This is a genomic window from Larsenimonas salina (assembly GCF_023736155.1).
Classification (GTDB): Bacteria; Pseudomonadota; Gammaproteobacteria; order Pseudomonadales; family Halomonadaceae; genus Larsenimonas; species Larsenimonas salina.
This window is the reverse complement of sequence record NZ_JAMLJJ010000004.1, coordinates 155,738-181,509: the sequence shown is the minus strand read 5'-3', so window position 1 is coordinate 181,509 and position 25,772 is coordinate 155,738. Positions and strand designations below refer to the sequence as shown.

Sequence of the window (25,772 nt, the reverse complement as noted above, 5' to 3'; positions counted from 1 at the left end):
CGACCGTTTAAAGGGGAAGGCATGAGTGATCACAACGAAGACCCGGAAGTACTGATCGACGATACCGACGAAAACGGCAACGCGCCAAGCTCCACCGGCCGAGGGCTGGTGGCCTCGAGTGACTCCCTGCCTGATCGCCTGTACCTGCTGCCGATTCACAATCGCCCGTTCTTTCCGGCGCAGGTCCAGCCGCTTTTGATCAATCAAAATCGCTGGAGCGAAACCATTCAGGAAGTGGCCAAGACCTCGCACCACATGGTGGGGGTGGCCTTTGTCGGCGACGCTGAAAGCGATGAGCTCTCGTTCGAGGATTTTCCGGCGTTTGGTACTGCAGTGAAGGTGCATCAGGCCAAGCAGGCCAACGAGCAGATCCAGTTTATTGCCCAGGGCCTTCGTCGGTTCAAGATCGCGCGCTGGCTCTCCAAGACGCCGCCGTATCTGGTTGAGGTCAGCTATCCGAAAGAAGCGCTCGACAAGGACAGCGACGAGACTCGGGCGTACGCGATGTCGGTGATCAATGGCATCAAGGAGCTGTTGCCGCTTAACCCGCTTTATGGCGAAGAGCTCAAGCACTATCTGAATCATTTCAGCCCGAACGAGCCGGGGCCGCTGACCGACTTTGCCGCCGCCATCACCTCGGCCAAGGGGCCGGAGCTGCAGGACGTGCTCGAGACGTTGCCGGTGCTCGAGCGGATGCAGGCGGTGCTTCCGCTGCTTCGAAAGGAAATCGACGTCGCGCAGCTTCAAAGCGAGATTTCCGAGCAGGTCAATTCCCAGATGCAGGAGCATCAGCGCAAGTTCTTTCTGCGTGAGCAGCTGAAGGTCATCCAGAAGGAACTCGGTATCTCGAAGGATGACCGGGATAACGACGTCGATACCTTCCGCTACCGCCTCGAGGATTTGGTGGTGCCGCCCAAGGTACTCACCCGCATCGAGGAAGAGCTTGATAAGCTCTCGACGCTTGAGACCGGCTCACCGGAGTACGGCACCACCCGTAACTACCTCGACTGGCTGACCTCGATTCCCTGGGGCGTATTCTCAGAGGACCAGCTCGATCTGGCCCATGCTCGCGAGGTGCTCAACCGTGATCACGACGGCCTTCATGACGTGAAAGAGCGCATCATCGAGTTTCTGGCCGAGGGCACGTTCAAGGGTGACGTCGGCGGCTCGATCCTGTTGCTGGTTGGCCCACCGGGTGTGGGCAAGACCTCCATCGGCCGCTCGGTCGCCGAGGCGCTCAACCGCAAGTTCTATCGGTTCTCGGTGGGGGGGATGCGCGATGAGGCCGAGATCAAGGGCCATCGGCGCACCTACATCGGCGCAATGCCGGGCAAGCTGGTGCAGTCTCTGAAGGAAATCGAGGTTCAAAATCCGGTCATCATGCTCGATGAGATCGACAAGCTTGGTCAGTCGTTTCAGGGCGACCCCGCCTCGGCGCTTCTGGAAGTGCTGGACCCGGAGCAGAATTCCGAGTTTCTGGATCACTACCTCGATGTGCGCCTTGATCTGTCCAAGGTGCTGTTCATCTGTACCGCCAACCAGCTCGACAGCATCCCCGGGCCCTTGATTGACCGCATGGAGCAGATTCGACTGTCGGGCTACATCGGTGAGGAAAAGTTCTCGATTGCGCGCAACTATCTGTGGCCGCGGCTTTTAAAGCGCGACAACATTCCGAAAAAGCGCATCAATCTGACCGATGCCGCACTCAAGCAGGTTATCGAAGGCTACGCGCGAGAATCCGGTGTGCGCCAGCTCGAAAAGCAGCTTCATCGCATCGTGCGAAAGGCCGCGGTGAGGCTGCTTGAAGGTGACGAGGAGACGGTCAAGGTCTCGGTCAATAACCTTCAGGACTTTCTCGGCGCGCCGACGTTTCGCAAGGAGAAGGTACTGCGCGGGCTCGGCGTGGTCACGGGCCTTGCCTGGACCTCGATGGGCGGAGCGACGCTTCCGATCGAGGCAAGCTGCGTTCATTCGCTGTCACGCGGGCTGAAGCTGACCGGCAAGCTCGGCGATGTCATGCAGGAGTCGGCCAACATCTCCTACAGCTTCGCGGTGGCGCACTTGGAAGAGTACGGCGCACCGAAAGGCTTCTTCGATGAGGCCTTCGTGCATATGCACGTGCCGGAAGGAGCGACGCCGAAGGATGGCCCGTCCGCAGGTGTGACCATGACGACTGCGCTTTTGTCACTGGCGCGTGGCAAGGAAATTGACCGGCCGCTTGCGATGACCGGCGAGATCACCCTGACCGGGCAGGTACTGCCGGTGGGCGGTATTCGAGAAAAGGTCATTGCAGCCCGGCGCAGCTCGATTTTCGAGCTGGTGCTGCCGGAAGCCAATCAGCGCGACTACGACGAACTGCCTGACTTCCTCAAAGAGGGCATGACGGTTCACTTCGCCAAGACCTACCGCGACGTATCAAGGGTCGTGTTCGGCTAATTCTCCCAGCCGATACCGCCATGAAAAAGCCACCTTCGGGTGGCTTTTCTCGTTCTTGGCATCGGTCAGCGCGTCGGGCTCAGGCGTCGCGGTCGACCGCGAAGTTCTGCCATGCCTGGCGTACCGGCATCACTTCGAGCCGATTGATGTTGATGTGGGCCGGAAGAGTGGCTACATAGAAAACCTGCTCGGCGATGTCTTCGGGCTGAAGCGGGGTGGTGTCGTTATAAAGCCGGTCATAGGCGGCCTGGTCGTTGCCCATGCGTACCAGCGTGAACTCGCTTTCGGCCATGCCGGGGGCGATGTCGGTCACCCGGACCCCGGTGCCAAGCAGGTCGCAGCGAAGGTTCAGCGAGAACTGTTTTACAAACGCTTTAGACGCGCCGTACACGTTGCTGCCGGGGTAGGGCCACTGACCGGCAACCGAGCCCAGATTGACGATGCTTGCGCCGGCACCACTCTCGATCAGCGTGGGCAACAGCGCATGGGTAACATTGACCAGGCCGGTGATGTTGGTGTCGATCATCGTGTGCCAGTCATCGAGCTTTGACTCCTGCGCGGGGCCGGCGCCGAGGGCGAGCCCCGCGTTATTGACCAGGCAGGTTACGCGCTTGAACGTTTCCGGCAGGGCCGTGACCGCGGCCGTTATGGCGTCGCTGTCGCGCACGTCCAGCTCGATGCTGTGCACCGGAACGCGCGCGCCCAGTTCGCGCTCGAGTTCGTCCAGGCGCGATTTACGGCGACCGCTGATGATGAGCGACCAGCCGGCGTCCGCGAAGCGATAGGCACAGGCGCGACCGAAGCCGGACGTGGCGCCGGTGATGAATACAACCGATGACCCCATGGTTCTCTCCCGATCCGTAATGAGTACGCCTTTAGCATAACGGGGATGCTCGGAGGCTGCGTACCCTGAGAGGCCAGTGGCGACAGGCCACTGGTAACGGTTGGGTCAAGCGTGACAAAATGTCCGACCGCTGAGACACACGGCACCCAGGTGCCAGGGCGTTGTGCCAATGGATCGAGCGTGGCTAGAACCTCCAGCCAAGAGAGGCCGTCCCAGGCTGCTGAACGCCGGGGCATACACGGACACGTTGATCCTATCCGGCCAACCCCACGACGATAACGATGAGGACATCATGCCTGAATACCGCTCTAGAACGACGACCCAGGGGCGCAACATGGCCGGTGCCCGTGCGCTGTGGCGCGCGACCGGCATGAACGATGACGATTTCCAGAAGCCGATCATCGCGGTCGCGAACTCCTTCACCCAGTTTGTGCCCGGTCACGTCCACCTGAAGGACATGGGTCAGCTGGTCGCGCGCGAGATCGAAAAGGCCGGCGGTGTGGCCAAGGAATTCAATACCATCGCAGTTGATGACGGCATCGCCATGGGCCATGACGGCATGCTGTATTCGCTGCCAAGCCGCGACATCATCGCCGACAGCGTTGAGTACATGGTCAACGCACACTGCGCCGATGCGCTGGTCTGCATTTCCAACTGCGACAAGATCACCCCTGGAATGTTGATGGCGGCCATGCGCCTCAATGTACCGGTCATCTTCGTTTCCGGCGGCCCGATGGAAGCCGGCAAGACCAAGCTTTTGAATCACGGGCTCGACCTGGTCGACGCCATGGTCATGGCCGCCGACGACAGCGTCGATGATGAAACGCTCAATGAGGTCGAGCGCAGCGCCTGCCCGACCTGCGGCAGCTGCTCGGGCATGTTCACGGCCAACTCCATGAACTGTTTGACCGAAGCCCTCGGCCTCGCGCTGCCGGGCAACGGTACTACGCTTGCGACCCACAGCGACCGCCGTCGCCTTTTTGAAACGGCCGGTCACCGTATCGTTGAACTTGCCAAGCGCTATTACGAAAACGATGAGGCCCACCTGCTGCCGCGCGCCATCGGCTCCAAGGCCGCGTTCAGAAACGCCATGACGCTCGATATCGCCATGGGTGGCTCGACCAATACCATCCTGCACCTGCTGGCGGCGGCGCAGGAAGCCGAGGTCGATTTCACGATGAGTGACATCGATACGCTGTCTCGGGAAGTGCCGCAGCTTTGCAAGCTGGCGCCCAATACCCAGAAGTACCATATGGAAGACTGCCACCGTGCGGGCGGCATCATGGGAATTCTTGGTGAACTCGACCGGGCGGGCGTGCTTGATACGTCCGTGCCGACGGTGTACGGCGACAGCCTCGCCGAGGCGCTCGATGAGTGGGACATCATGCGAAACCCCACGCCTGAGGTGATCGAATACTTCAAGGCCGGCCCCGGTGGTATTCGCACTCAGGAGGCGTTTTCCCAGTCAGCGCGCTGGCCCTCGCTTGATGGCGACCGTGCCAATGGCTGCATTCGAAGCCTTGAGCATGCGTTCTCGAAAGAGGGTGGTCTGGCCGTGCTCTACGGCAACATTGCCGAAAGCGGCTGTGTGGTGAAAACGGCCGGTGTCGATGATTCCATTTTAGTGTTCGAAGGTTCGGCGCACGTGGTGGAATCGCAGGATCAAGCCGTCGAGCACATTCTCGATGGCAAGGTGAAGGAAGGCGAGGTCATCGTCATTCGCTATGAAGGCCCGAAAGGCGGCCCCGGCATGCAGGAAATGCTGTATCCGACGTCGTATCTGAAGTCCAAGGGGCTTGGCAAGGCGTGTGCGTTGATGACCGACGGTCGATTCTCCGGCGGTACCTCCGGGCTTTCCATCGGCCACGTATCGCCCGAGGCGGCTGCCGGCGGTGCAATCGGTCTGGTTGAAAGCGGGGACATCATCAAGATCGATATTCCCAATCGAACCATCAACGTTGACCTTCCCATGGAAGAGTTGGCCCATCGTCGTCAGGCAATGGAAGACCGCGGCGCCCAGGCGTGGAAACCGAGCGTTCAGCGTGTGCGTCGAGTTTCCGCCGCGCTCAAGGCCTACGCCATGCTCGCAACGTCTGCTGATCGTGGCGCCGTGCGTGACCTCGATAAGCTCGAGGATCGTTAAGCCCACGCGCTCAACCATCACGTTCTGAAAAAAGCCCGCTCCGAGCGGGCTTTTTTTGGGCATGAGAAATGCGGTGATCGCTGGATTTCGGGCGAGAAAGTACACGGTCTAACTTAAGAGCGCGCGATGGCCAGGTAAAAGAGGAGGCGGTGGGCCTTAAAACCGACTATAAAAAGAAACCAAGTACACGCATTATTGTTTGTACAAGACTTTGACAGAAGTTGAAGTGTTGTCTAACATGGAGTCATGTTTTGGTGATCCGCAGACAGGACGTCAGCGAGGCTCTCACATCGGATGTTTCAAGCCATGGCGTAAGGATGGCCAGACTTGAAGAAACAGGGAAAATCACCATTTGTTAACCGAAACGCCGATTTTCGATCAAAGCTCAAGGAAGGAACCATGAAAAAGCTGATTGCTACTGCATTTTGCGCCGCTCTAACTCTGCCGACCATGCAGGCGTTTGCTGCACAGACTGGCCAAAACGATGTGTCTCCGACCGGCGATGGTCAGGAATACATGGGCAGTAAAGCCACCGATTCAGATCATATCTCTCATTCAGAGCAGGGCTCGCACATGAGTGGCGACGCTGCACACAGCAGCATCGAGGAAGGCACCAACAATGAAATGACTGGCCGTCAGGGCCATTCCGCTGAAATGCAGGATGAAGGCACTGCGCTTGACAACGGGAATGTCCAGCAGCAGCCGGAAACCCAGACTGGCCGCCAAGGCCATTCTGCAGAGATGCACGACGATCTGAACGCTGACAACAGCGATATGAAGTAATTGATGCTAGTAAAAAAAGCCGGTCTCGGACCGGCTTTTTTTATGTCTGGTTTTTGACCTGAAACGCACTCAGGCGAGGCCTTACCACCATGACGCATCGTTTTCCTCACGACCGCGAAGATACTCTCGCGCGATAAACAGCGCCGCAATCGAGCGACCTTCGTGTACATCTGAGCGCGTTAGAAGCTCGCTCAGTTCATCAAGGCGTACACGCACTGTCTCCAGCGGTTCGGGCTCATCGCCATCAAGGCGTTCTTCATAGAGCTCCTGAGCAAGAACGACCTGGATGCGGTGGGACATGTAATTGGGGGCCAGAGAGAGTTCGGTCAGTGGCTCCAGAACATGAGCACCAAAGCCGCATTCTTCCTTGAGTTCCCGATTGGCCGCTGTCAGAACATCCTCCCCCTGATCGATTACGCCCTTGGGCAGCCCAAGCGCATACTCATCGATGCCTGCGGCGTATTCACGAATGAGTAAAACATGCTCGGGATCCGGGAGGGCAACGATCATGACTGCGCCGGCGCCCTTGCCGCGACCGCGAAGGCGCTCGAACCGACGCGTATTGCCATTGCTGAAAGTGAGATCCATCGCCTCGATACGAAACAGGGCGCTTTCCGCAACGGTCTCAAGGGCCTCGATTCGGGGTTTCTTTTCATCCGGCATCGCATGTCTTTCCTATAAACCAAGTGTTCTTCATGGTAGCCAATCGCTTTGGCTTTCGCAGTGCTTGCATGGCTTGAGGCAAGAGTGCTTCAGAAAATAGGCGCTTCATAAAATGATTGCTAAGGAGGCGCCTCGGCCAGGCTTATCGAAAAAATGGGGGGTGATCGGTTTGAAGCGCTTTAATGTCAGGGTTAAAAAGAAGGCTCAATGGTATTTCGCTTATAAGGACGCCCCCATGCTTGACTGGAACGCCATCGATACCGTGCTGCTCGATATGGACGGCACGCTTCTGGACCTTCATTTCGACAGCCACTTCTGGCTGGAGCACCTGCCTCAACGCTATCGCGAGCTTAAGAAGCTGGACGAAACCTCGTTTGACACGCTGGTGACACGTATTCGCGCAGAGCACGGCACTCTGAACGGTTACAGCCTGGATTATTGGTCACGAGAGCTTGATGTGGACATTGTGGCGCTCAAGCAAGAGGTTGCCCACCTCATCGGATTTCGAGGTGATGCTCGGGACTTTCTGGAATGGCTCAAGGTGCGTCATCCCAAGGTCATATTGGCCACCAATGCCGATCGGCGAAGCCTTGAGCTAAAGCTTCCTTTGACCGGCCTCGATGTCTATCTCGATGACATTGTTTCCTCGGCGGATCTTGGGCATGCCAAGGAGTCGGCCGAATTCTGGATGCTGCTGGAAGACAGGCTCGGTCTTGATCCGGCGCGAACGCTCCTGATCGACGATAACGTCCATGTTCTCGAGGCCGCCCGTGAGCACGGTATTCAATACCTTTTGGGTATTTTGCAGCCCGACAGCCGCTCACCGGTGAAGGAGCTTCAGGAATTTGTTGCACTTGATCGCTTCCAGGCGCTGATGGTGGACGCCTTGTGATCGAGGGCGCGCGCCCTCATATGTCAGGCATGGCAACCAGGGAGGCAGTATGAGCGAACAGGCGATACGACTGGACAAATGGCTTTGGGCCGCCCGTTTTTTCAAGACGCGCGGGCTCGCCAAGAAGGCGATCGAAGGTGGCAAGGTTCACTACAACGGTGCGCGGGCCAAGACCAGCAAGCAGGTTGAAATCGGCGCCGTTATTTCAGTGCCGCAAGGATTCGATACGCTGGACGTCGAAGTGGTCGCGCTGTCGGAGCAGCGCCGAGGCGCACCGGAGGCGCAGGCCCTCTATGCCGAGACCGCTGCCAGTGAGGCGCGCCGGACGCGCAACGCCGAACAGCGACGCGCCAACAAACAAGCCATGCAGCCGCCCAAGAATCGCCCGGACAAGCGCGAACGCCGCTCCATCCAGCGCTTTCAGCGCGATGGGTTTCAGGACTAGCGCGGGGCCAACACGAGACAGTTATGGATCATATTCAACGCTTCATTTTTGACAATACCGATGTGCGGGGCGAAGTCGTCACGCTCGAGGACACCTTCTCAAACGTTATCGCTCGCCATGACTACCCGGCACCGATCAAGCGTCAGCTCGGCGAGCTGCTTGGCGCCGTCGCGCTTTTGACCTCAACCATCAAGCTCGATGGCGTGGTCAGCCTCGAGGTGCGAGGCAGCGGGCCGGCAACGCTATTAATGGCTGAGTCCAACCCGGGGCTTGAAGGCAATGCGCAAACCCTTCGAGCGATTGCCCGGTTTGATGAGCAGGCCGAGCTGACTGAGACGCCATCGCTTGCCGAACTGGTGGGCGAGGGGCATATCGTCATTACGCTGGACCCCAAGGAAGGGCAGCGCTATCAGGGGATCGTTCAACTCGAGCATGACACGCTGGCCGAATGTCTGGAGACGTATTTCGCCCAGTCCGAGCAGCTGCCGACCAGACTCTGGCTCGAGGCAGATCAGGCAAGGGCGGGTGGCATTCTTCTACAGAAGCTTCCTGAAGATGGGCGTACCGATGACCCGGACGCCTGGAATCGAACCGTTAAACTCGCTGAAACCGTCAAGCGTGATGAGCTTCTGACGCTTGAGCCGAAAGAGCTGCTCTACCGGTTGTATCACGAGGAAACGACACGCATTTTCGACCCGTTTCCCGTTGAGTTCGGATGCACCTGTTCGCGCGAGCGATTTGCATCCGCGCTTTTGAATCTGGGTGAGGACGAGCTTCGAGCAACGATCGAGGCGCAGCACCAGATCGATACCCAGTGCCATTTCTGCAATACGCATTATCACTTCTCGGCGGCAGACGTCGAGCAACTGATCGATGCGCCGGACGCGCCGCCGCCCACTGTTCATTGAGGGCCTGTAGCGCTTTTGCTGCCATGCATACCCCGTTCAAGTTGTGCATAACGGGACGTCCTGCCCATTACGTTATTTCAGCTCATGTGCTTTTTTGCCATACTGACCCCGGCTTGCCGATGAGTTCTGCTCATCGGCAATGGCGTCTATAAAAAGCCTTTAATGGCATAAAGCGTGGCCAGAGAGCCACGTACTTAATGTGTTAACGAGAGAGAGGCCTCACGGCCGAGGAATCACATGACGACACAACTGGACAGTTCGGCAAAGCCGCACGTCAATCTGACGGTACCTGAGTTGGTAGAGCACGCGCTTTCACGCGATGAAGCACGTCTATCGGTCAACGGTGCCCTGGTTGCCGAAACCGGACATCGAACAGGTCGCTCCCCGAAAGACCGCTTTATCGTCGATGAGCCTTCCACCAGCGAGTACATCGACTGGGGTGACGTCAACCAACCGGCCACGCCCGCCACGTTCGATGCCCTGTGGGAGCGCGTCGAGGATCACATGGCCGAGCGCGAGACCTACCTCAACGAGCTTCATGTCGGCTCCGATCCCGAGCACTACCTGCCCATCCGCCTGCGTACGGAATTTGCCTGGCATGCGCTGTTCGGTCGTAACCTGTTCGTACGCCCCGACGCCTATAACCCGAAAGGCAAGCGCGAATGGGAAGTACTGAGCGCCCCGACGTTTGTGTGTGAGCCCGGCCGTGACAACACCAATAGCGATGGCACCGTCATGATCAATTTCGCGCGTCGTCGCGTATTGATCGCGGGCATGCGCTACGCCGGTGAAATGAAAAAGGCCATGTTCTCGGTTCAGAACTTCCTGCTGCCCGAAAAGGACGTGCTTCCGATGCACTGCAGCGCGAACGTGGGCGAGGACGGCCAGACAACGCTGTTCTTCGGGCTGTCCGGCACGGGCAAGACGACGCTGTCTGCGGACCCGTCCCGCTATCTGATCGGCGATGATGAGCACGGCTGGGGCGAGGGTACTGTCTTCAACTTCGAGGGTGGCTGCTACGCCAAGACCATCAATCTGTCTGAAAAGAACGAGCCGATCATCTGGCGGGCGATTCGCTATGGCACCGTGCTCGAAAACGTGGTTTTGAGCGATGCGCGCGATACCGATTACGACGATATGTCACTGACTCAGAATGCCCGGGCTGCGTACCCGCTCGAGTTTGTTGAAAAGCGCGTGCATGAAAACCGTGCAGGGGAGCCGAGTGCGATTGTCTTTCTGACCTGCGACATGAGCGGTGTATTGCCGCCGGTGTCGGTGCTGTCGCCCGAGGCGGCTGCGTACCATTTTCTGTCGGGCTACACCGCCAAGGTCGGCTCGACTGAAATCGGGTCGACGTCCTCGCTTGAAACCACGTTCTCGACCTGTTTTGGCGCGCCGTTTTTCCCTCGCCCGGCACACGTGTATGCCGAGCTTTTGATGAAGCGCATCGAAGCCTTCGGCTCACGCGTTTATCTGGTCAACACCGGCTGGACCGGAGGGGCCTACGGCCAGGGCGGTGAGCGTTTCAGCATTCCCACCACGCGCAGCATTATCGCCGCCATTCAGAGCGGCGATCTGGCCCATGCCGAAACGCAGCGGGTGCCTGGGTTGAACCTTGATGTCCCGAAAGCTGTGCAGGGTGTAGATACGACGCTGCTCAATCCACGCGATGCATGGGAAGACAAGGCAGCGTTCGAGGCGCAAGCGCAGTCATTGATCGAGAAGTTCACGGCAAACTTCACCAAGTTCGAAGGTGTCGAAGACGATGTGATTCAGGCCGGGCCACAGCTCCAGCACTGATGACGTACTTCCTCGATGATTCATGAGGAAGACAGAAAGAGAAAAGGGGGCGGCACATCATGTGCCGCCCCCTTTTTTGGTTTTGTGCGGCCGGCCTGTACGTCACCGGCTCGCTAGTCGCAAACGCTCATTGCTCGGTCTCTGTCCTGGCGATGCCTAGAACTCGGTCCAGTCATCGTCATCCGAGGCCATGACGGTAGTGTTTGCAGGCTTTGTAGCGGGAGCAGCGCGCAATGAGGTGTTTTCGCGCTTATTCACTGCCTGAGGTGCTTTGGGCGCATAAGTTCCTGCCGGTTTCTGTGAGTTAACAGAGGGCGAGGCAGCGCGCGGCCGTGTATGCGCCGGAGCCTTGGCTGACGGTGCCCCGGTGTTGGCGTGACTGCTCAGCTTGAAGCTTCCAATAACCTCGTGGAGCTTTGTCGCCTGTTCGCTCATGTCGGCGGCTGCGGCACTCGATTCTTCCACCATGGCCGCATTTTGCTGAGTGATGTGATCGAGCTCGTTGATCGCGTGGTTGATCTGGCTGACGCCTTCGCTTTGGCTCTGGCTCTCGACGCTGATGCGGTTGATGATGTCATTGACCTCCTCGACACTGCTCAGGATCGACGCCATGGCCTCACTGGCCTGCTTGACCAGCTCCGTACCATTTCTGGCGTTTTCCACTGACGTTTCCATCAGCTCTCGAATGTTGTGAGAGGCATCACTGACGCGCCCTGAAAGTGTGCGTACTTCATGAGCGACAACCGCGAAGCCACGACCGTGCTCTCCGGCGCGGGCGGCCTCGACCGACGCGTTTAAGGCAAGCAGGTTGGTCTGGAACGCGATGCCATCGATAAGCGTGATGATGTCGCTTGCCTTGACGGAGGAGTCGTTGATTGCCGTGACGGTGTGCTCGACCTGCTCGATCGCTTTCTGTCCGCCTCGCGTCAGTTGGGCAGTACTGTCGGCAAGCGTGCTTGCCTCCCGCGCGGCTTGAGAGGTCTTGTTGACCGCGCTTGTGATGTCTTCCATCGAGGCGGTGGTTTGTTGAAGGTTGGCGGCTGTCTTTTCGGTTCGAGCGGCCATGTCACTGCTGCTGCGGGCAATTTCTCTGGATGAGCTGTGCACGGTGTCGGTGCTGGAGCGGATGCCGCCAAGAGTCCAGTCGATGTGTTCGATGAAGTGATTGAAAGCGCCTGCCATCTTGCCCAGCTCATCCTTGCGCTCGGTCGAGAGCCGTTGGGTTAAATCGCCTTCCCCTCGAGTAATGTCCTCAATGCGGTCGATTAGCGCCTGAATGTTTTTTGTCAGACGGCGAGGGCCGACGATGGCAACGGCCATCGCCAGAGTGACGGCAAACAGCGAAACGATGAGGATCACGGCTTCAAAAACGCCAACGCGCTCGAGCGTCTCGGCGCCGAGTGCATCGGTCTTCGCGCCAGCGCTTTCACCGGCAAGGTCGTAAAGCGCTCTTAACTGATCGAACTGGGTCTGATATGCGCCCCGGCTCAGGGCAAGCGCCTGTTCGCTGTTTCCGGCGGCATGAAGCGTTAGAACCTCATCGGCCACTTGTTTCCACTGATCGAACCGGGCCTCGAAGTCGGCCAGAGGTGTAATCAGTTCCGGATAACCGGACAGCGTGTCCTTATAGACCTGCATGCGATCGAACGCCTGCTGTGCGTTCTCTTCAAAGGTGGCCTTGTAGCCTTGAGCGCGCTCGGTGCCCGGTGTGGACTGGAGATAATTCAGTTCGGCGGTGTGGGCTTGATAGAGATCCCGGTCGGCGTTCAATACCGCGGAAATCGAGGTGTTGAACTTTCCGCTGAATTCGTTCATGCGCTGCTTGACCGATTCGAGCATGTATTCGGAAAGACCCGTTACGATGATCATGAGTAGGGCAACGCTTACGAACGCGGCACCATATTTGAACTTCAGGCTGTGGAAGCGAGTCGGCATAGGCTTTTCCTCACAGAGCGCTCCATGGCGCGTGCGATGGCTCGAGATAGGACAAAGGTCGTGTTTCCAAGTATCGACCGTGTCCGAGAGAGCCTTTAGAGGAGACGCATGATTTAGAGCATTGTGTGATAGGGTGTCGACCGGTCTGAAATTGGAAACAGTGGTGACTATGACGGCTATGGATCGGAATGTTGCGACGCGTGTCGCGCAAGAGTTGAACGTGCAGCCCAAGCAGGTCGCGGCTGCGATGGCGCTGCTCGATGACGGCGCGACCGTGCCGTTCGTGGCGCGCTATCGAAAGGAGGCAACCGGCGGACTTGACGATGGCCAGTTGCGCACGCTGGAAGAGCGTGTTCGCTATCTAAGAGAGCTCGATGAACGCCGGGACAGTGTGCTTGCCTCGATCGATGAGCAGGGCAAGCTCGACGACGCGCTGCGACGCGCCATTGTTGACGCCGATACCAAACAGCGCCTTGAAGATCTGTATCTGCCATATCGTAAGAAACGCCGCACCAAGGCTCAGATAGCGCGCGAGGCGGGGCTCGAGCCGTTGGCCGACACCCTGTTGAACGACCCGCAACAGACGCCGGACTCGGCGGCTGAGCCCTATCTTGGCAGCGCCGAAGGCGTAACGACGATCAAGGACGCTCTCGACGGTGCCAAGCAGATTCTGATGGAGCGGTTTTCAGAACAGGCTGAATTGGTCGGTACGCTTCGAGAGCGCCTGTGGGAAGACGGCGTGCTGGTCTCTCAGGGGGTTGCTGACAAAAAGGCAGAAGGCGCCAAGTTTTCCGATTACTTCGAGCATCAGGAGCCTTTGAGCCGAGTGCCGTCTCACCGGGCACTTGCGATGTTTCGCGGTAGAAATGAGGGTGTGTTGGCGTTAAAGATTGACCTCGACAATGCCGATGAGGGAGTCAGCCATCCTGCCGAGGCGATGATTGCCCAGCACGCAGGCATCACCGATCAAAAGCGTCCGGCGGACACCTGGCTCAAGGAAGTCGTTCGATGGACCTGGCGAGTCAAGCTGTATACCCAGCTTGAAACCGAGCTTCTGGGCAAGCTTCGTGAGCGGGCCGAGCTGGAGGCGATTACCGTGTTCGCCGATAACTTGAACGATTTGCTCTTGGCCGCACCCGCCGGTGCCAAGCCGACGCTCGGCCTTGACCCCGGGCTTCGAACCGGCATCAAGGTGGCGGCCATCGATGCCACGGGCAAGGTCGTGGCGCACGACACGCTCTATCCACACGCGCCGCAAAAGCGGTGGTCGCAGGCCAGAGCAGCGTTGGTGGCCCTGTGTGAGAAATTTGGTATCGAGCTGATTGCGATAGGTAATGGAACAGCCAGTCGTGAGACCGATAAACTGGCCGGTGAAGTGGTCGCAGCGCTTGGCGAGAAGGGGCGTAACGTCAGCAAGGTTGTGGTCAGCGAAGCCGGCGCTTCGGTTTATTCGGCCTCAGAGCTTGCTGCCCAGGAATTTCCTAACCTTGACGTCACGATTCGAGGTGCGATTTCGATCGCGCGGCGGCTACAGGACCCGCTTGCCGAGCTGGTCAAGATCGATCCGAAATCGATCGGTGTCGGTCAGTATCAGCACGACGTTTCACAGCTTCAATTGTCACGTTCTCTGGACGCCGTGGTTGAAGATTGTGTCAATGGTGTTGGGGTCGACCTCAATACGGCCTCGAGCGCGCTGCTTAAGCGTGTGTCCGGGCTTAACGCTAACCTTGCCGACAACATCGTGGCCTGGCGCGACCAGAACGGGGCATTCGGCTCGCGGACTCAGCTTTTGAAGGTTGGGCGGCTCGGGCCCAAGACGTTCGAGCAGTGCGCCGGATTCTTACGGATCTCCAATGGCGATAACCCGCTGGATGGTTCTGCGGTTCACCCGGAAGCGTATCCGGTGGTTGAGCGTATCGCCAGGGCGCATGGCCGGGCGCTTGGGAGCCTGGTCGGAGACGCTGCGTTTTTAGGCAATCTTCGGCCGGCGGAGTTTACCGATGAGCGATTCGGGCTACCAACGGTTACAGATATTTTGAAAGAATTGGTGAAGCCGGGTCGCGATCCGCGTCCTGAGTTTCGATTTGCCGAGTTTCAGGAGGGCGTTGAAACGCTCAACGACCTTGAACCCGGTATGATTCTTGAGGGCGCGGTCACGAATGTGACGCACTTCGGCGCGTTCGTGGATATCGGGGTTCATCAGGACGGTCTGGTGCATATCTCGGCGTTGTCGGATCGGTTCGTCAAGGACCCGCGCGAGGTGGTGAAGGCCGGCGATATCGTGCGCGTCAAGGTGATGGAGATTGACCTTGCGCGAAAGCGTGTCGGATTGTCGATGCGCTTAAACGATACGCCGGAAGCCGTCTCGGCTCGCAGTGAGAGTGGGCCGCGACAGAATGCGTCAGCGCGGCCCAGGCCTAAAGCTACCGAGAAGTCGAATTCGGCCAAATCGGTGGGCGCATTGGGCGAGGCGCTTTTAAAGGCAGGCGCCAAGCGGCAGTGATGTTTTCTTGAAAGCAGGCTGTGGCGCGCCATAATGGTCAGCAGTTCCAGACCCGTTTGACGGGTCTGTTTTTTTATCGCAAAGCCCTTGAGCTTGCTCCGAAACATGAGGGTTCGCCCTCGCGGAAAGAAAGGTGCCGCCTCTTGTCTGAGTCATTTCAAAGCCAGCTGGACCTGCTGCGTTCGACCGCGCGTCAGGGTATGTTTCGCCGAATTCGGCGGGGTATCGAAAAAGAGGGGTTGAGGGTCGATCACGATGGCCGCATCAGCGCTCGCTTTCACCCCGAGGGATTGGGCGCCAAGCTGACGCATCCGCACATCACCACGGATTATTCCGAGTCGCTTCTGGAATACATTACACCGGTATATTGCCGGCCCAAGGATGCGCTGGCGTTTCTGGGTGATCTTCACCGCTATACCTATCGTTACCTCGACGGGGAGTGGGTGTGGCCGGCCAGCATGCCAAGTCGTCTCAACGGCAACGACAGTGTGCCGATCGCCGATTATGGTTCGTCCAACATCGGCAAGATGAAACAGGTGTACCGGCGCGGTCTCGATCTTCGCTATGGCCGTATCATGCAGTCCATCGCCGGCATTCATTACAACTTTTCGCTGCCGGACGAGCTGTGGCCCGTGCTCCAGTCAATGGAGGGCAGCGAGCATCTTGCACGGTCGACGTACCGCTCGCGCCGTTATTTCGATCTGATTCGCAATTTCCGCCGCAACAGCTGGCTGCTCTTGTATCTGTTCGGTGGGTCGCCGGCCATCGATGAGAGCTTTCTCGATGGGCGTGAGTCCACATTGCCCCGTCACGGCAAGCGGACGCGACTGTCACCGTTTGCATCGAGCCTTCGCATGAGTGATCTGGGCTACCAGAATAAGGTGCAGGATCAGCTCAAGATCTGTTTCAACTCGCTTGAAAATTACATCAATACCCTGCGCCATGCGATTTCTGCGAAATGGCCGGCCTATGAGGCGAAGGGTGTGAAGGATGAGCAGGGGCAGTGGCGCCAGCTCAGCACCAACATTCTTCAAATCGAAAACGAATACTACAGTGATATTCGGCCAAAGCGGGTTGCCAAGCACAATGAAACGCCCACCCAGGCGCTTGAAGCCGGTGGCGTTGAGTATATCGAGGTGCGTTGTCTCGACCTTGATCCATTTGATCCGCTGGGCATTAGCGAAGACGAGATTCGTTTTCTCGATACGTTTTTGGTCTGGTGTCTTTTGTCACCAAGCCCCAAGGTGTCCGACGCCGAATGCGATCAACTCGATCTCAACCGCGCTCGGGTCGTGGCCAATGGCCGAAACCCCGACCTCACCTTGTTGATTGATGGCAAGGAAGTGTCGATTAACACACAGATGCATGCGCTGTGGCCGGGCCTTGAACAGGTGGCAGAGCTTTTGGATGAGGGTGATGATGCTAATTCGCATCGAGAGGCGCTTTCTCGATTGAAGCCGCGTCTTGATCATCCGGAATCGACGCCTGCCGGACGCATGTATGAAGAGTTGACCGCTCGAGAGTGTGAGTTCACCGACTGGAGCGTAGAGCGTGCAAAAATGCACGCGGAGCACTTCATGGCTGAGCCGATGGATCGCGCACGTGAGGCGCTGTTTACTCAGCTTTCAGAAACGTCGCATTCGCAGCAGCAGGATCTGGATGGCGAGCATGAGCCGTCTTTCGATGAGTTTCTTGGGCATTATTTCGAACAGGCCAGTGAACCTCGCGTCGCCAAGGCGGACTAATGCGCGTTAATCCTTTACTTTGATGGTTGATCGAATGAAACAGTGGGTGCTCGAACAGACAACGCGGACCTGGTATTTAATCAGTGCGGGTTTTTGCGTGCTGATGCTGGGAACGGCCATGGTCATGCAGCATGGGTTCGGTCTTGAGCCGTGCCCGCTGTGCATCTTTCAGCGCATTGCCGTGTTAGTGGCGCTGATTTTTTTGGTCATAGGTGCAGTGCATAATCCTAAGGGTAAGGCGGGGGCCATTTATAGTGGCCTGGGCCTTGTTTCCACCCTGGTTGGCATCGGTATCGCTGCGCGCCATACATGGCTTCAGACGCTGCCGCCGGATCAGGTGCCGACCTGTGGGCCGGGTCTTGATTACATGCTTGAGGTGCTGCCGCTCTGGAACGTGATCTCACAGGTATTGTCCGGATCGGGCGAGTGTGCTGAAGTAAGTTTCAGGTGGCTTGGTATGACCCTGCCTGCCTGGACGCTGATCGGCTTCTGTGTTCTGGCGGTCTTGATCATCGCGGCCATGGTTCGAAGCGTGCGCGCGCCCGCGCATTGAGTTTGAAGAACTGAGGGCAGTTCATCATGTTGACACAGGTAGCCAGGGCTCAGGCCTGTTGGGGCGGTGTCCATAGTCTGATTGATCGGTGGCTGGGGCAGCGTTTGAGCTTGCTTGAAAGCTTCGATGCTCTTCAATCACTGGGTGACAGTGATCTTGAGCATATTGATCGGGTGGCGTTGGATCGTTTCGGGGAAGAGCTTACTGATTACGTAAGCCTTGGTCATTTCGAGCTCTATCCCAAACTTTACGAAGAGTGTCAGCTGTTCGGCGATCAGGACGGGTTGGACGCCGGTCATCAACTACTGGCGAATCTAGACCCCTCGACCCAGCTCGTGCTCGATTTCAATGACGCCTACGCCAATGAGGCAGCGTTCAATGCCAATCAACGCCAGTTGCCGGGGTGGCTCGCGCGACTCGAGCGTGGACTGCAGGAGCGTTTCGAGCTGGAAGATGCCTTGATCGCTCGTCTTCATGCGGTTCATACCCAAACCCCTCAAGACGCCTCCAGCACGCCTTGAGGGGCTGGCAGTCAACTATCTCTCAAGCTGATGATGCGCCAGCCTGCGTCGATCGCGTGCTGGCGTAACTGCTCGTCCGGGTCGACCGCGACAGGGTGGTCGACCTTTTGAAGCAGCGGAAGATCGTTTTGAGAGTCGCTATAGAAATAGGCATCTTCGAGTGTCATGCCGTTTTGTTCAAGCCACATGGTCAAGCGTTCTACCTTGCCTTCCCGGAAGCTTGGCACCCCACTGTAGCGACCGGTATAACCATCCTCCTTCTCCTCGACCTCGATGGCGATCAAATCATCGACGCCAAGTCGCTCGGCGATCGGGCCGGTAATGAACCGGTTGGTGGCCGTGATGATCAAAAGATAATCGCCTTTGGCGCGGTGGCTTGCCAGAAGCTCTTCACCACGAGCCAGAATGATCGGCTCGATCTTTGAGGCCATGAACTGCTGATGCCAGGCATTGAGTTGCTCGGTAGGGTACTCTGCCAAGGGCGCCAGCGAAAAGTTCAGGTAGTCATCGAGGTTCAAGGTGCCCTCAACGTAGTTCTGATGAAAGCGGTCATTGGCGGCGCGGTAGGTCTTTTCGTCTACAGCGCCTTGCTCTATCAGAAATTCCCCCCACGTGTGGTCGCTATCTCCTGCCAGCAGGGTATTATCTAGATCAAAGATGGCCAGTCGCACGAACGACTCCTGTTCCGGTTGGTTATAATGGATCTCTGACGTTCATGATTATGGCAAAGATGGTTATTGTTTAATACGTGACCAGGCTGGTTGATGGCCTTTAAAGCTTTGTGGAAGAATGAACTCAATCAAAATATTCAAAGGTGATACTCGTGATCGACCCGGATGGCTTCCGCCCCAATGTTGGCATCATCATTGCCAACTCGAGAGGGCAGGTGCTTTGGGCGCGTCGGGTAGGACAAGATGCTTGGCAATTTCCGCAAGGAGGTATCAAACCGAATGAATCGCCCGAGCAGGCGCTGTTTCGAGAACTGAAAGAAGAGATCGGGTTATGTGAACGTGATGTCGATATCATCGGATGCACACGCGGCTGGCTGCGTTATCGCCTTCCGCAGCGCATGATCCGGACTCGCTCGAAACCGTTGTGCATTGGCCAGAAGCAGAAGTGGTTTCTGCTTCGTATTCGGTGTCAGGAAACAAGTATCTGTGTCGATACCACGCCCAAGCCCGAATTCGATGGATGGCGCTGGGTAAGCTATTGGTACCCGCTTGGTCAGGTAGTTCCGTTCAAACGGGAAGTTTATCGGCGAGCATTGCGTGAACTGGCCCCCCGCCTTCCTTGTCAGAATGCGGTAGTGATACGACACGCAGGCGTTCGATAACAAAAGACAGGCGATCCTTTTTCTTACCGGGGCGCTGATCGAAATAAAAGGATATTGTTTCTTCCATGTTAACGGTGCTCAGGCGAATTGTTCAGGAGGTCAATAGCGCAACCAGTCTTGATTCGGCGTTATCCATTATCGTGCGCCGCATTCGAAAGGCGATGAAAACCGATGTCTGCTCGGTGTATCTGCTGGACAGCGAGCGTCAATGCTTTGTCTTGATGGATACCATCGGGTTGAATGCCAGCGCGATCGGTCATGTTGCGATGAAACCGGGCGAGGGTCTGGTTGGGCTGGTTGGCAGCCGCGAAGAGCCGTTGAATCTGGAAAACGCGCCTGCGCATCCGCACTTTCGATACTTTGAAGAAACCGGGGAAGAACGATACTCGAGCTTTCTCGGGGTGCCGATCATTCACCAACGCAAGGTGCTTGGGGTGTTGGTGGTTCAACAGCGCGACAATCGGCGCTTCGATGAAGGCGAAGAGGCCTTTCTCATCACCATGGCAGCGCAGCTTGCGGGAGTTCTTGTTCAGGCACTTGCCTCCGGTGCACTTGCCCGCCTAGGTGAGTTCGAAGGCTCGGCGGTACTTTCCGGTGTGGCCGCCTCGCCTGGTCTTGCCATTGGTGAGGCGCATGTTGTGGTGCCGCCTGCCGATCTGAACGCAGTGCCTGATCGCCGAGTGACCGATATCGAGGCTGAGGTAGGTCGGTTCAATCAGGCAATTCGCGGTGTGCGCGCCGATATCCAGACCGCCTCCGAACGTTTGGCAAGCCGAATTTCGGCGCAGGAGCAGGCCCTTTTCGACGTCTACCAACAGATGCTTGGCGAGCATTCGCTTGGCCAGGAGGTCGAAAAGCGTATTCGCGAAGGTTGGAGTGCCTCCAGCGCGCTGGCCAAGGTCGTGAAACGCCACGTTCAATATCTGGAGCGCGTCGACGACGATTACCTGAAAGAGCGCGCTGCCGATATTCGGGACCTCGGGCGCCGGGTGCTTGGGTATCTACAGCAGGAAAGCGCCATGGAACCGGTCGTTTACCCGGACAACACCATCCTGGTGGGCGATGAAATCAGTGCAGCGCAGCTTGGGGAAATACCTCGAGACAAGCTGGCGGCGCTGGTGGCAACGCGGGGGTCCAGCACTTCCCATGTGGCGATTCTAGCGCGGGCGATGGGAATTCCTGCGGTACTTGGCATGAATGATCTTCCGCTGTCTCGGCTTGCGCATACGCGGCTGGTGGTGGATGGCCATCGTGGCAAGCTGATGGTGCGTCCCGATGCCGAGATGGAGAGCCGTTACGTTACGTTGATCAACGAGGAAAGAGCGCTCACGCGCATGCTCGAGGATGAACAGTTTCTTCCCGGTGAGACGGAGGACGGCCATTCCGTAAAGCTCATGGTCAATACAGGTCTGTCGCTTGAAGCGGTCGGGTCGCTCAAGGCCAAGGTCGATGGCGTCGGACTTTATCGCACCGAAGTTCCCTTCATGATGCATCAGCGCTTTCCGAGCGAGCAGGAGCAGCTAAGGCTCTATCGGGATCAGCTCGAAGGCTTTGCGCCGCACCCCGTGGTCATGCGTACGCTGGATATTGGTGGCGACAAGGATTTGCCGTACTTCCCCATCGAAGAAGACAACCCCTTTCTCGGATGGCGCGGCATTCGCGTGACGCTTGATCACCCTGAAGTGCTCATGGTTCAGCTGCGTGCGATGCTGCGTGCCGCGGAGGGGCTCAACAATCTGCGCATTCTGTTGCCGATGGTATCGTGTGTGGAAGAAGTGCTGTCGGTACTGAAGTTGATGGACCGCGTGACCGAAGAGCTGACCCATGACGGCGTCAAAATCGAACGGCCACTCGTTGGTGTCATGATTGAAGTGCCGGCCGTGCTTTATCAGCTTGACGCATTGGCTCAGTTGGTCGATTTCTTTTCCGTCGGCAGCAACGATCTCACGCAGTACCTGCTTGCCGTTGATCGTAATAACGCTCGGGTGTCCTCGCTTTATGATGCGTGCCATCCATCGGTCCTGCGAGCGCTCGATCATGTGGCTCGAGAGTCCAAGCGGCTCGATACGCCGGTATCGGTCTGTGGTGAGTTGGCTGGTGATCCGGCAGGTGCGCTGATGCTGATGGGGATGGGCTACACCGCGCTTTCAATGAATGCCCCCAATCTGCCACGCGTGCGGGCAGCCATTCGCCGAGTGAGTCTGGAATCGGCCACGACGCTTGTTCAGGAGGCGCTGGCCCAGCCGACACCGGCTCTGGTTCATCGGCAGTTGAATCAGCGAATGAGTCAGTGGGGGTTGTCACATCTAATGCCGCCACGGGAAGAGTAACATCGCTTCAAATCGAGAGGAGCGCCTGATCTGGCGCTTTTTCTTTGTCACAGCCTTTGTCGAAGTGGAGTCCGAGCGTTGAGTTTTATCGTTTTTCTGGGAATCGGTGCGTTGGCAGGGTTCATGGCGGGCCTGTTCGGGATTGGGGGCGGGGTGATCATTGTGCCGCTGCTGGCGCTGACGTTCGAGGCCCTCGGGTTTCCGTCATCGGTGATCGTTCATATGGCGACCGGCACTTCGCTTGCAACGATCGCCATTACGTCGCTGTCATCGGCAAGCGCGCATTTCAAGCGTGAAAGCGTGCGCTTTGACTGTCTTAAATTACTCCTTCCCGGACTGGTGTTCGGCGCCATGCTGGGCGTCGTAATCGGTGGGCAGCTTTCCGGCGCGATCATGTCGATGCTTTTGAGCATCTTCTTTCTGCTGGTTGCGGCCAAGCTGCTCTTTTCACCAAGCATTGCGCGAGGCCAGGAAGCCCTGCCTTCAAGGCCTGGCATGCTTGGTGCAGGCGGAGTGATTGGCGCACTGTCTGCTTTGTTTGGTGTCGGCGGAGGCACGCTTTCGGTGCCCTTTCTCGAATGGCGCGGTGTGCCAATGCGCTCGGCTGTCGGGACCTCGTCCGCCTGTGGTGTGCCAATTGCCATTATTGGCGCGTTAACCGCCATTGTCGTTGGGTGGTCTCATGCAGGACTCCCCCCCTGGGCTACGGGCTACGTTTACTGGCCTGCCTTTATCGGGATCGTACTCATGAGTACTTGGACAGCCCGCTTTGGTGCGCGCGCTGCTCATTTCCTGCCCGAGCGCTGGCTCAAGCGGGCGTTTGCCGCACTTTTAATCGTGATGGCGTTGAAGTTTTTGATCAGCTAAAGGCGTTTACATGCTCCATTATCCGAATTTCGATCCTGTTTTAATTTCCATTGGTCCACTTGCCATTCACTGGTATGGCTTGATGTATGTTGTCGGGTTTGCCGGTGCGTGGGTGTTGGCGCGCTATCGTGCGGATCGACTGGGCCTGACCAAGGATCAGGTCGGCGACATGATTTTCTACGGCGCGCTCGGGGTGGTACTGGGCGGGCGCCTGGGGTATGTGCTGTTTTATGGCTGGGATGCGTTGGCGGCCGATCCGCTCTGGGCATTCAAGGTCTGGGATGGGGGCATGAGCTTTCATGGCGGGCTGATTGGCGTGTTAATCGCAGCGCTCCTGTTTGCGCGGCGTCACCGCCTGGCCTTTTTCCAGCTGACCGATTTCATTGCACCTCTGGTGCCGATCGGGCTTGGCGCAGGCCGGTTGGGCAACTTCATCAATCAGGAATTACCGGGCCGAATCACGAATGTGCCCTGGGCGATGGATTATCCCAAGTACGGCCCCGAGCCGCGGCACCCCTCGGCGCTTTATGAGTTTCTTCTTGAAGGGATCGTTCTTTTTATCGTTCTTTGGCTGGTCTCGCTCAAGCCGCGTAAGCGGGGTCTCGTTTCAGGCCTGTTTTTGCTACTCTACGGCACTTTTCGGTTTTCCGTGGAATTCTTCCGCCGCCCCGACCCCCAGCTCGGATTTATCGCCTTCGGGTGGATGACCATGGGGCAGCTTTTGTGCGTACCCATGCTGCTCGGTGGTGTGTGGTTGATTATATGGTCACGTCGACAAACCGTGGACCGGCCGTCTCCGGCGGCTGAATCAGCCAGTGAGTAAACGAGTTATCATGACGCCCTATCTTGATTTGATGCAGCGTGTACTGAATGACGGTACTGAGAAGAGCGACCGGACCGGTGTCGGAACGCGCTCGGTGTTTGGTCATCAGATGAGATTCGATCTTAGCGAAGGGTTTCCCCTCGTCACGACCAAGAAGCTGCACTTGCGTTCGATCATTCACGAATTGCTCTGGTTCTTGAGTGGCGATACCAACATCGCCTATCTAAAAGCCAATCAGGTTCGAATCTGGGATGAATGGGCCGATGAGCAGGGCGAGCTTGGGCCGGTATATGGCTACCAGTGGCGAAGCTGGCCGGATTACCGCGGCGGCCACGTGGACCAGATCGAACAGGTCATCGACATGATCAAGACGTCACCGGATTCACGCCGGTTGATCGTCTCGGCCTGGAATCCGGCGCTGATCGATGAAATGAAACTGCCTCCCTGCCATGCGCTTTTCCAGTTCTATGTGGCCGACGGCAAACTCTCGTGCCAGCTTTACCAGCGAAGCGCGGACATCTTTCTGGGCGTGCCGTTCAACATCGCAAGTTATGCGCTTTTGACCCACATGGTGGCGCAGGTATGTGGCCTCGGGGTTGGTGAGTTCATCCACACGCTGGGCGACGCACATCTTTATTCGAATCATCTGGCGCAGGCGCGCGAACAGTTGAGTCGAACGCCGCGCACTAAGCCGACGCTTGAATTGAATTCTTCCGTGAAGAGCATTTTCGATTTTACGTTTGATGACATCGCGATCAAGGGCTATGACCCGCACCCTCACATCAAGGCCGAGGTGGCTGTATGAGCACTGAGACACCGGAATTTTTCGTGCCGATTGCTTTAATTGCTGCGGTTGCCCGCAACCGAGTGATCGGGGTCGAAGGAAACCTGCCCTGGTATCTTCCGGAAGACCTTAAGTTTTTCAAGGCAAGGACGCAGGGCAAACCCATTGTGATGGGCCGGTCGACGTTCGAGTCGATTGGCAAACCCTTGCCGAATCGGCTCAATATCGTGGTCACGCGCAATCCGGACTTTTCTCATGAGGGCGTTCGCGTGTGCAACGACCTCATGTCGGCGCTGGATGTGGCTGATAATCAGGCGATGCTCGATGGCAGCGAGGAAGTCATGGTTATTGGCGGTGGCAATATCTATGCGCAGACCCTGTCGTTGGCATCACGTCTTTATCTGACCGAAGTGGATGTGGATGTTAATGGCGATACCTGGTTTCCGGAGTTTTCGACCGAAACCTGGCATGAGGTCGAGCGTACGCCGGGTGCACCCAGCGAACAGCAGCCCGACTATGCGTTCGTGATCTACGAACGTGAACTCTAAGCCGAAAGGCGCTTTCGACATGGCGACGGGAGGTCCTCATGAGTAACCGATTTGAAGCGCTGGTCGATGCGCTCGAGCACACATCCATCAATGCCTGGCAACAGCTCGAGCAGGCCAAGGCCCGAATCCGGGCGCTTGAAGCGGAAAACAGGGTGCTTCGCTCTCGCATCGAGGCGCTTGCTCCTGCCAATGCTTCAAACAATGCCCGAGTAGCTGAAGCCCCTACCCGGGAGCCGGCCAGCGCGGCAGCGGATACTGAAACGCTGTCGCCTTCTTCAGCCCCTGCTGAACACCAGGAAGAATCGGAGCACTCACAGCCGGACGAGGTTATGGCCGCCAGCGATCCGAAAGACGTTGGCTCTGAGACGCCCACCGCGAACGACGATGCGCTTTATACCCCGCACTCGCTTCTCGAGGAGTGGTACAGCCGCTTCCCAGCGGCGTTTTTCAAGGGCCATACCAAGCCGCTTCAGGTGGGTATCCACACAGAGCTTGCTCGTCACTACAACGTCTCGACCAAACTGTTGCGTCGTGCGCTGGCGTGTTACGTCAACTTGCCACGCTATTTGAAATCAATTCGCGAGGGCAGTGAGCGTGTTGATTTGGAAGGAAATGGGTGTGGCATGATTACCGGGGAAGAGGCTGCTCACGCGCTCACGAAACTTGAAGGATTGCAGTTGCGTCAGAAAGAGCGGCAGGCCAAAGTCGAGCAGGAAAGAATGAATAAAAAACTTTCTGCGCTTGCAAATCATTTGCAGAGTAATTGAATTTATTTGGACTAAAGTCTAATTATAAGCCATGGAACTATTTGTCGGACCTTTAAATGATCAGTGTTCGATAACAATGTTCTATAACTACTCGATTTAAAATGATTTTTCATGAAACTGTCATAAAAACATGGCACTTTTCACACCGA

Annotated in this window: 22 protein-coding genes; 18 read left to right on the top strand and 4 right to left on the bottom strand. The window is 57.4% G+C overall.

Annotation, left to right across the window (positions count from 1 at the left end; genetic code table 11):
- Positions 1-21: 21 nt before the first annotated feature.
- The gene (lon, locus tag NAT23_RS09775) at positions 22-2,436 is read left to right on the top strand and encodes an endopeptidase La (protein WP_251927853.1); all 2,415 of its coding nucleotides are present in this window, start codon (positions 22-24) and stop codon (positions 2,434-2,436) included.
- 79 nt (positions 2,437-2,515) lie between these two features.
- On the opposite strand, the gene NAT23_RS09770 is transcribed toward lon, so the two are convergent.
- The gene (locus NAT23_RS09770; protein WP_251927851.1) at positions 2,516-3,280 is read right to left on the bottom strand and encodes an SDR family NAD(P)-dependent oxidoreductase; all 765 of its coding nucleotides are present in this window, start codon (positions 3,278-3,280) and stop codon (positions 2,516-2,518) included.
- A 292-nt stretch (positions 3,281-3,572) separates the two neighbouring features.
- Between NAT23_RS09770 and ilvD the strand changes: the two genes are divergently transcribed.
- Both ilvD and NAT23_RS09760 read left to right on the top strand, forming a co-directional pair.
- On the top strand, positions 3,573-5,423 hold the full coding sequence (gene ilvD / locus NAT23_RS09765) for a dihydroxy-acid dehydratase (RefSeq protein WP_251927850.1): 1,851 nt from the start codon (positions 3,573-3,575) through the stop codon (positions 5,421-5,423).
- A 327-nt stretch (positions 5,424-5,750) separates the two neighbouring features.
- Complete coding sequence (locus NAT23_RS09760; RefSeq protein WP_251927848.1) at positions 5,751-6,206, top strand: hypothetical protein; 456 nt, start codon at positions 5,751-5,753, stop codon at positions 6,204-6,206.
- An 81-nt stretch (positions 6,207-6,287) separates the two neighbouring features.
- Here the strand turns inward: NAT23_RS09760 and nudE are convergent, their stop codons facing one another.
- A complete protein-coding gene (nudE, locus tag NAT23_RS09755) occupies positions 6,288-6,869 on the bottom strand; it encodes an ADP compounds hydrolase NudE (protein WP_251927846.1) in 582 nt (193 codons plus the stop codon).
- 235 nt (positions 6,870-7,104) lie between these two features.
- Here nudE and yrfG point away from each other — a divergent pair, with 235 nt between their 5' ends.
- The 4 genes from yrfG to NAT23_RS09735 all read left to right on the top strand — a co-directional run bounded on the left by yrfG (position 7,105) and on the right by NAT23_RS09735 (position 10,914).
- On the top strand, positions 7,105-7,761 hold the full coding sequence (yrfG, locus tag NAT23_RS09750; protein ID WP_251927844.1) for a GMP/IMP nucleotidase: 657 nt from the start codon (positions 7,105-7,107) through the stop codon (positions 7,759-7,761).
- Between the two features lie 49 nt (positions 7,762-7,810).
- Entirely contained in the window at positions 7,811-8,206 is a 396-nt protein-coding gene (locus NAT23_RS09745) for an RNA-binding S4 domain-containing protein (protein WP_251927842.1), read from the top strand.
- Positions 8,207-8,229: 23 nt separating this feature from the next.
- Positions 8,230-9,114 carry an Hsp33 family molecular chaperone HslO gene (gene hslO, locus NAT23_RS09740; RefSeq protein ID WP_251927840.1) on the top strand — a complete coding sequence of 295 codons (885 nt, stop codon included), beginning with the start codon at positions 8,230-8,232 and terminating at the stop codon, positions 9,112-9,114.
- A gap of 237 nt (positions 9,115-9,351) precedes the next feature.
- Positions 9,352-10,914 (top strand): phosphoenolpyruvate carboxykinase, encoded by a 1,563-nt coding sequence (locus NAT23_RS09735; protein WP_251927838.1) that lies wholly within the window; start codon positions 9,352-9,354, stop codon positions 10,912-10,914.
- A gap of 156 nt (positions 10,915-11,070) precedes the next feature.
- Here the strand turns inward: NAT23_RS09735 and NAT23_RS09730 are convergent, their stop codons facing one another.
- A complete protein-coding gene (locus NAT23_RS09730; protein WP_251927836.1) occupies positions 11,071-12,849 on the bottom strand; it encodes a methyl-accepting chemotaxis protein in 1,779 nt (592 codons plus the stop codon).
- A 178-nt stretch (positions 12,850-13,027) separates the two neighbouring features.
- Here NAT23_RS09730 and NAT23_RS09725 point away from each other — a divergent pair, with 178 nt between their 5' ends.
- The 4 genes from NAT23_RS09725 (at position 13,028) to rsd (ending at position 18,171) form a co-directional block, all read left to right on the top strand.
- On the top strand, positions 13,028-15,352 hold the full coding sequence (locus tag NAT23_RS09725; RefSeq protein ID WP_251927835.1) for a Tex family protein: 2,325 nt from the start codon (positions 13,028-13,030) through the stop codon (positions 15,350-15,352).
- 143 nt (positions 15,353-15,495) lie between these two features.
- Positions 15,496-17,097 carry a glutamate--cysteine ligase gene (gene gshA, locus NAT23_RS09720; RefSeq protein WP_286010009.1) on the top strand — a complete coding sequence of 534 codons (1,602 nt, stop codon included), beginning with the start codon at positions 15,496-15,498 and terminating at the stop codon, positions 17,095-17,097.
- 34 nt (positions 17,098-17,131) lie between these two features.
- On the top strand, positions 17,132-17,650 hold the full coding sequence (locus NAT23_RS09715; RefSeq protein ID WP_251927833.1) for a disulfide bond formation protein B: 519 nt from the start codon (positions 17,132-17,134) through the stop codon (positions 17,648-17,650).
- 26 nt (positions 17,651-17,676) lie between these two features.
- Entirely contained in the window at positions 17,677-18,171 is a 495-nt protein-coding gene (gene rsd / locus NAT23_RS09710) for a sigma D regulator (protein ID WP_251927832.1), read from the top strand.
- An 11-nt stretch (positions 18,172-18,182) separates the two neighbouring features.
- On the opposite strand, the gene NAT23_RS09705 is transcribed toward rsd, so the two are convergent.
- A complete protein-coding gene (locus NAT23_RS09705) occupies positions 18,183-18,842 on the bottom strand; it encodes a histidinol-phosphatase (protein WP_251927830.1) in 660 nt (219 codons plus the stop codon).
- A 152-nt stretch (positions 18,843-18,994) separates the two neighbouring features.
- Here NAT23_RS09705 and NAT23_RS09700 point away from each other — a divergent pair, with 152 nt between their 5' ends.
- The 7 genes from NAT23_RS09700 (at position 18,995) to NAT23_RS09670 (ending at position 25,623) form a co-directional block, all read left to right on the top strand.
- Positions 18,995-19,504, top strand: a complete 510-nt coding sequence (locus NAT23_RS09700) for an RNA pyrophosphohydrolase (RefSeq protein WP_251593948.1) — start codon at positions 18,995-18,997, stop codon at positions 19,502-19,504.
- 65 nt (positions 19,505-19,569) lie between these two features.
- Positions 19,570-21,834 carry a phosphoenolpyruvate--protein phosphotransferase gene (gene ptsP, locus NAT23_RS09695; RefSeq protein ID WP_251927828.1) on the top strand — a complete coding sequence of 755 codons (2,265 nt, stop codon included), beginning with the start codon at positions 19,570-19,572 and terminating at the stop codon, positions 21,832-21,834.
- A gap of 78 nt (positions 21,835-21,912) precedes the next feature.
- Positions 21,913-22,701, top strand: coding sequence for a sulfite exporter TauE/SafE family protein (locus NAT23_RS09690; protein ID WP_251927826.1), 789 nt, complete (start codon positions 21,913-21,915; stop codon positions 22,699-22,701).
- 10 nt (positions 22,702-22,711) lie between these two features.
- Complete coding sequence (lgt, locus tag NAT23_RS09685) at positions 22,712-23,524, top strand: prolipoprotein diacylglyceryl transferase (protein ID WP_251927824.1); 813 nt, start codon at positions 22,712-22,714, stop codon at positions 23,522-23,524.
- Between the two features lie 10 nt (positions 23,525-23,534).
- Positions 23,535-24,329 (top strand): thymidylate synthase, encoded by a 795-nt coding sequence (locus tag NAT23_RS09680; RefSeq protein ID WP_251927822.1) that lies wholly within the window; start codon positions 23,535-23,537, stop codon positions 24,327-24,329.
- Positions 24,326-24,856 carry a dihydrofolate reductase gene (locus NAT23_RS09675; protein WP_251927820.1) on the top strand — a complete coding sequence of 177 codons (531 nt, stop codon included), beginning with the start codon at positions 24,326-24,328 and terminating at the stop codon, positions 24,854-24,856. Before NAT23_RS09680 ends, NAT23_RS09675 begins: the two co-directional genes overlap by 4 nt.
- Positions 24,857-24,894: 38 nt before the next feature.
- The gene (locus NAT23_RS09670; RefSeq protein ID WP_251927818.1) at positions 24,895-25,623 is read left to right on the top strand and encodes a ProQ/FINO family protein; all 729 of its coding nucleotides are present in this window, start codon (positions 24,895-24,897) and stop codon (positions 25,621-25,623) included.
- Positions 25,624-25,772 lie beyond the last annotated feature (149 nt).

Coding starts and splice junctions, on each gene's coding strand:
- lon (WP_251927853.1), top strand. CDS start 22: ATGAGTGATCACAACGAAGACCCGGAAGTACTGATCGACGATACCGAC.
- NAT23_RS09770 (WP_251927851.1), bottom strand. CDS start 3,280: ATGGGGTCATCGGTTGTATTCATCACCGGCGCCACGTCCGGCTTCGGT.
- ilvD (WP_251927850.1), top strand. CDS start 3,573: ATGCCTGAATACCGCTCTAGAACGACGACCCAGGGGCGCAACATGGCC.
- nudE (WP_251927846.1), bottom strand. CDS start 6,869: ATGCCGGATGAAAAGAAACCCCGAATCGAGGCCCTTGAGACCGTTGCG.
- yrfG (WP_251927844.1), top strand. CDS start 7,105: ATGCTTGACTGGAACGCCATCGATACCGTGCTGCTCGATATGGACGGC.
- NAT23_RS09745 (WP_251927842.1), top strand. CDS start 7,811: ATGAGCGAACAGGCGATACGACTGGACAAATGGCTTTGGGCCGCCCGT.
- hslO (WP_251927840.1), top strand. CDS start 8,230: ATGGATCATATTCAACGCTTCATTTTTGACAATACCGATGTGCGGGGC.
- NAT23_RS09735 (WP_251927838.1), top strand. CDS start 9,352: ATGACGACACAACTGGACAGTTCGGCAAAGCCGCACGTCAATCTGACG.
- NAT23_RS09730 (WP_251927836.1), bottom strand. CDS start 12,849: ATGCCGACTCGCTTCCACAGCCTGAAGTTCAAATATGGTGCCGCGTTC.
- NAT23_RS09725 (WP_251927835.1), top strand. CDS start 13,028: ATGGATCGGAATGTTGCGACGCGTGTCGCGCAAGAGTTGAACGTGCAG.
- NAT23_RS09715 (WP_251927833.1), top strand. CDS start 17,132: ATGAAACAGTGGGTGCTCGAACAGACAACGCGGACCTGGTATTTAATC.
- rsd (WP_251927832.1), top strand. CDS start 17,677: ATGTTGACACAGGTAGCCAGGGCTCAGGCCTGTTGGGGCGGTGTCCAT.
- ptsP (WP_251927828.1), top strand. CDS start 19,570: ATGTTAACGGTGCTCAGGCGAATTGTTCAGGAGGTCAATAGCGCAACC.
- lgt (WP_251927824.1), top strand. CDS start 22,712: ATGCTCCATTATCCGAATTTCGATCCTGTTTTAATTTCCATTGGTCCA.
- NAT23_RS09680 (WP_251927822.1), top strand. CDS start 23,535: ATGACGCCCTATCTTGATTTGATGCAGCGTGTACTGAATGACGGTACT.
- NAT23_RS09675 (WP_251927820.1), top strand. CDS start 24,326: ATGAGCACTGAGACACCGGAATTTTTCGTGCCGATTGCTTTAATTGCT.
- NAT23_RS09670 (WP_251927818.1), top strand. CDS start 24,895: ATGAGTAACCGATTTGAAGCGCTGGTCGATGCGCTCGAGCACACATCC.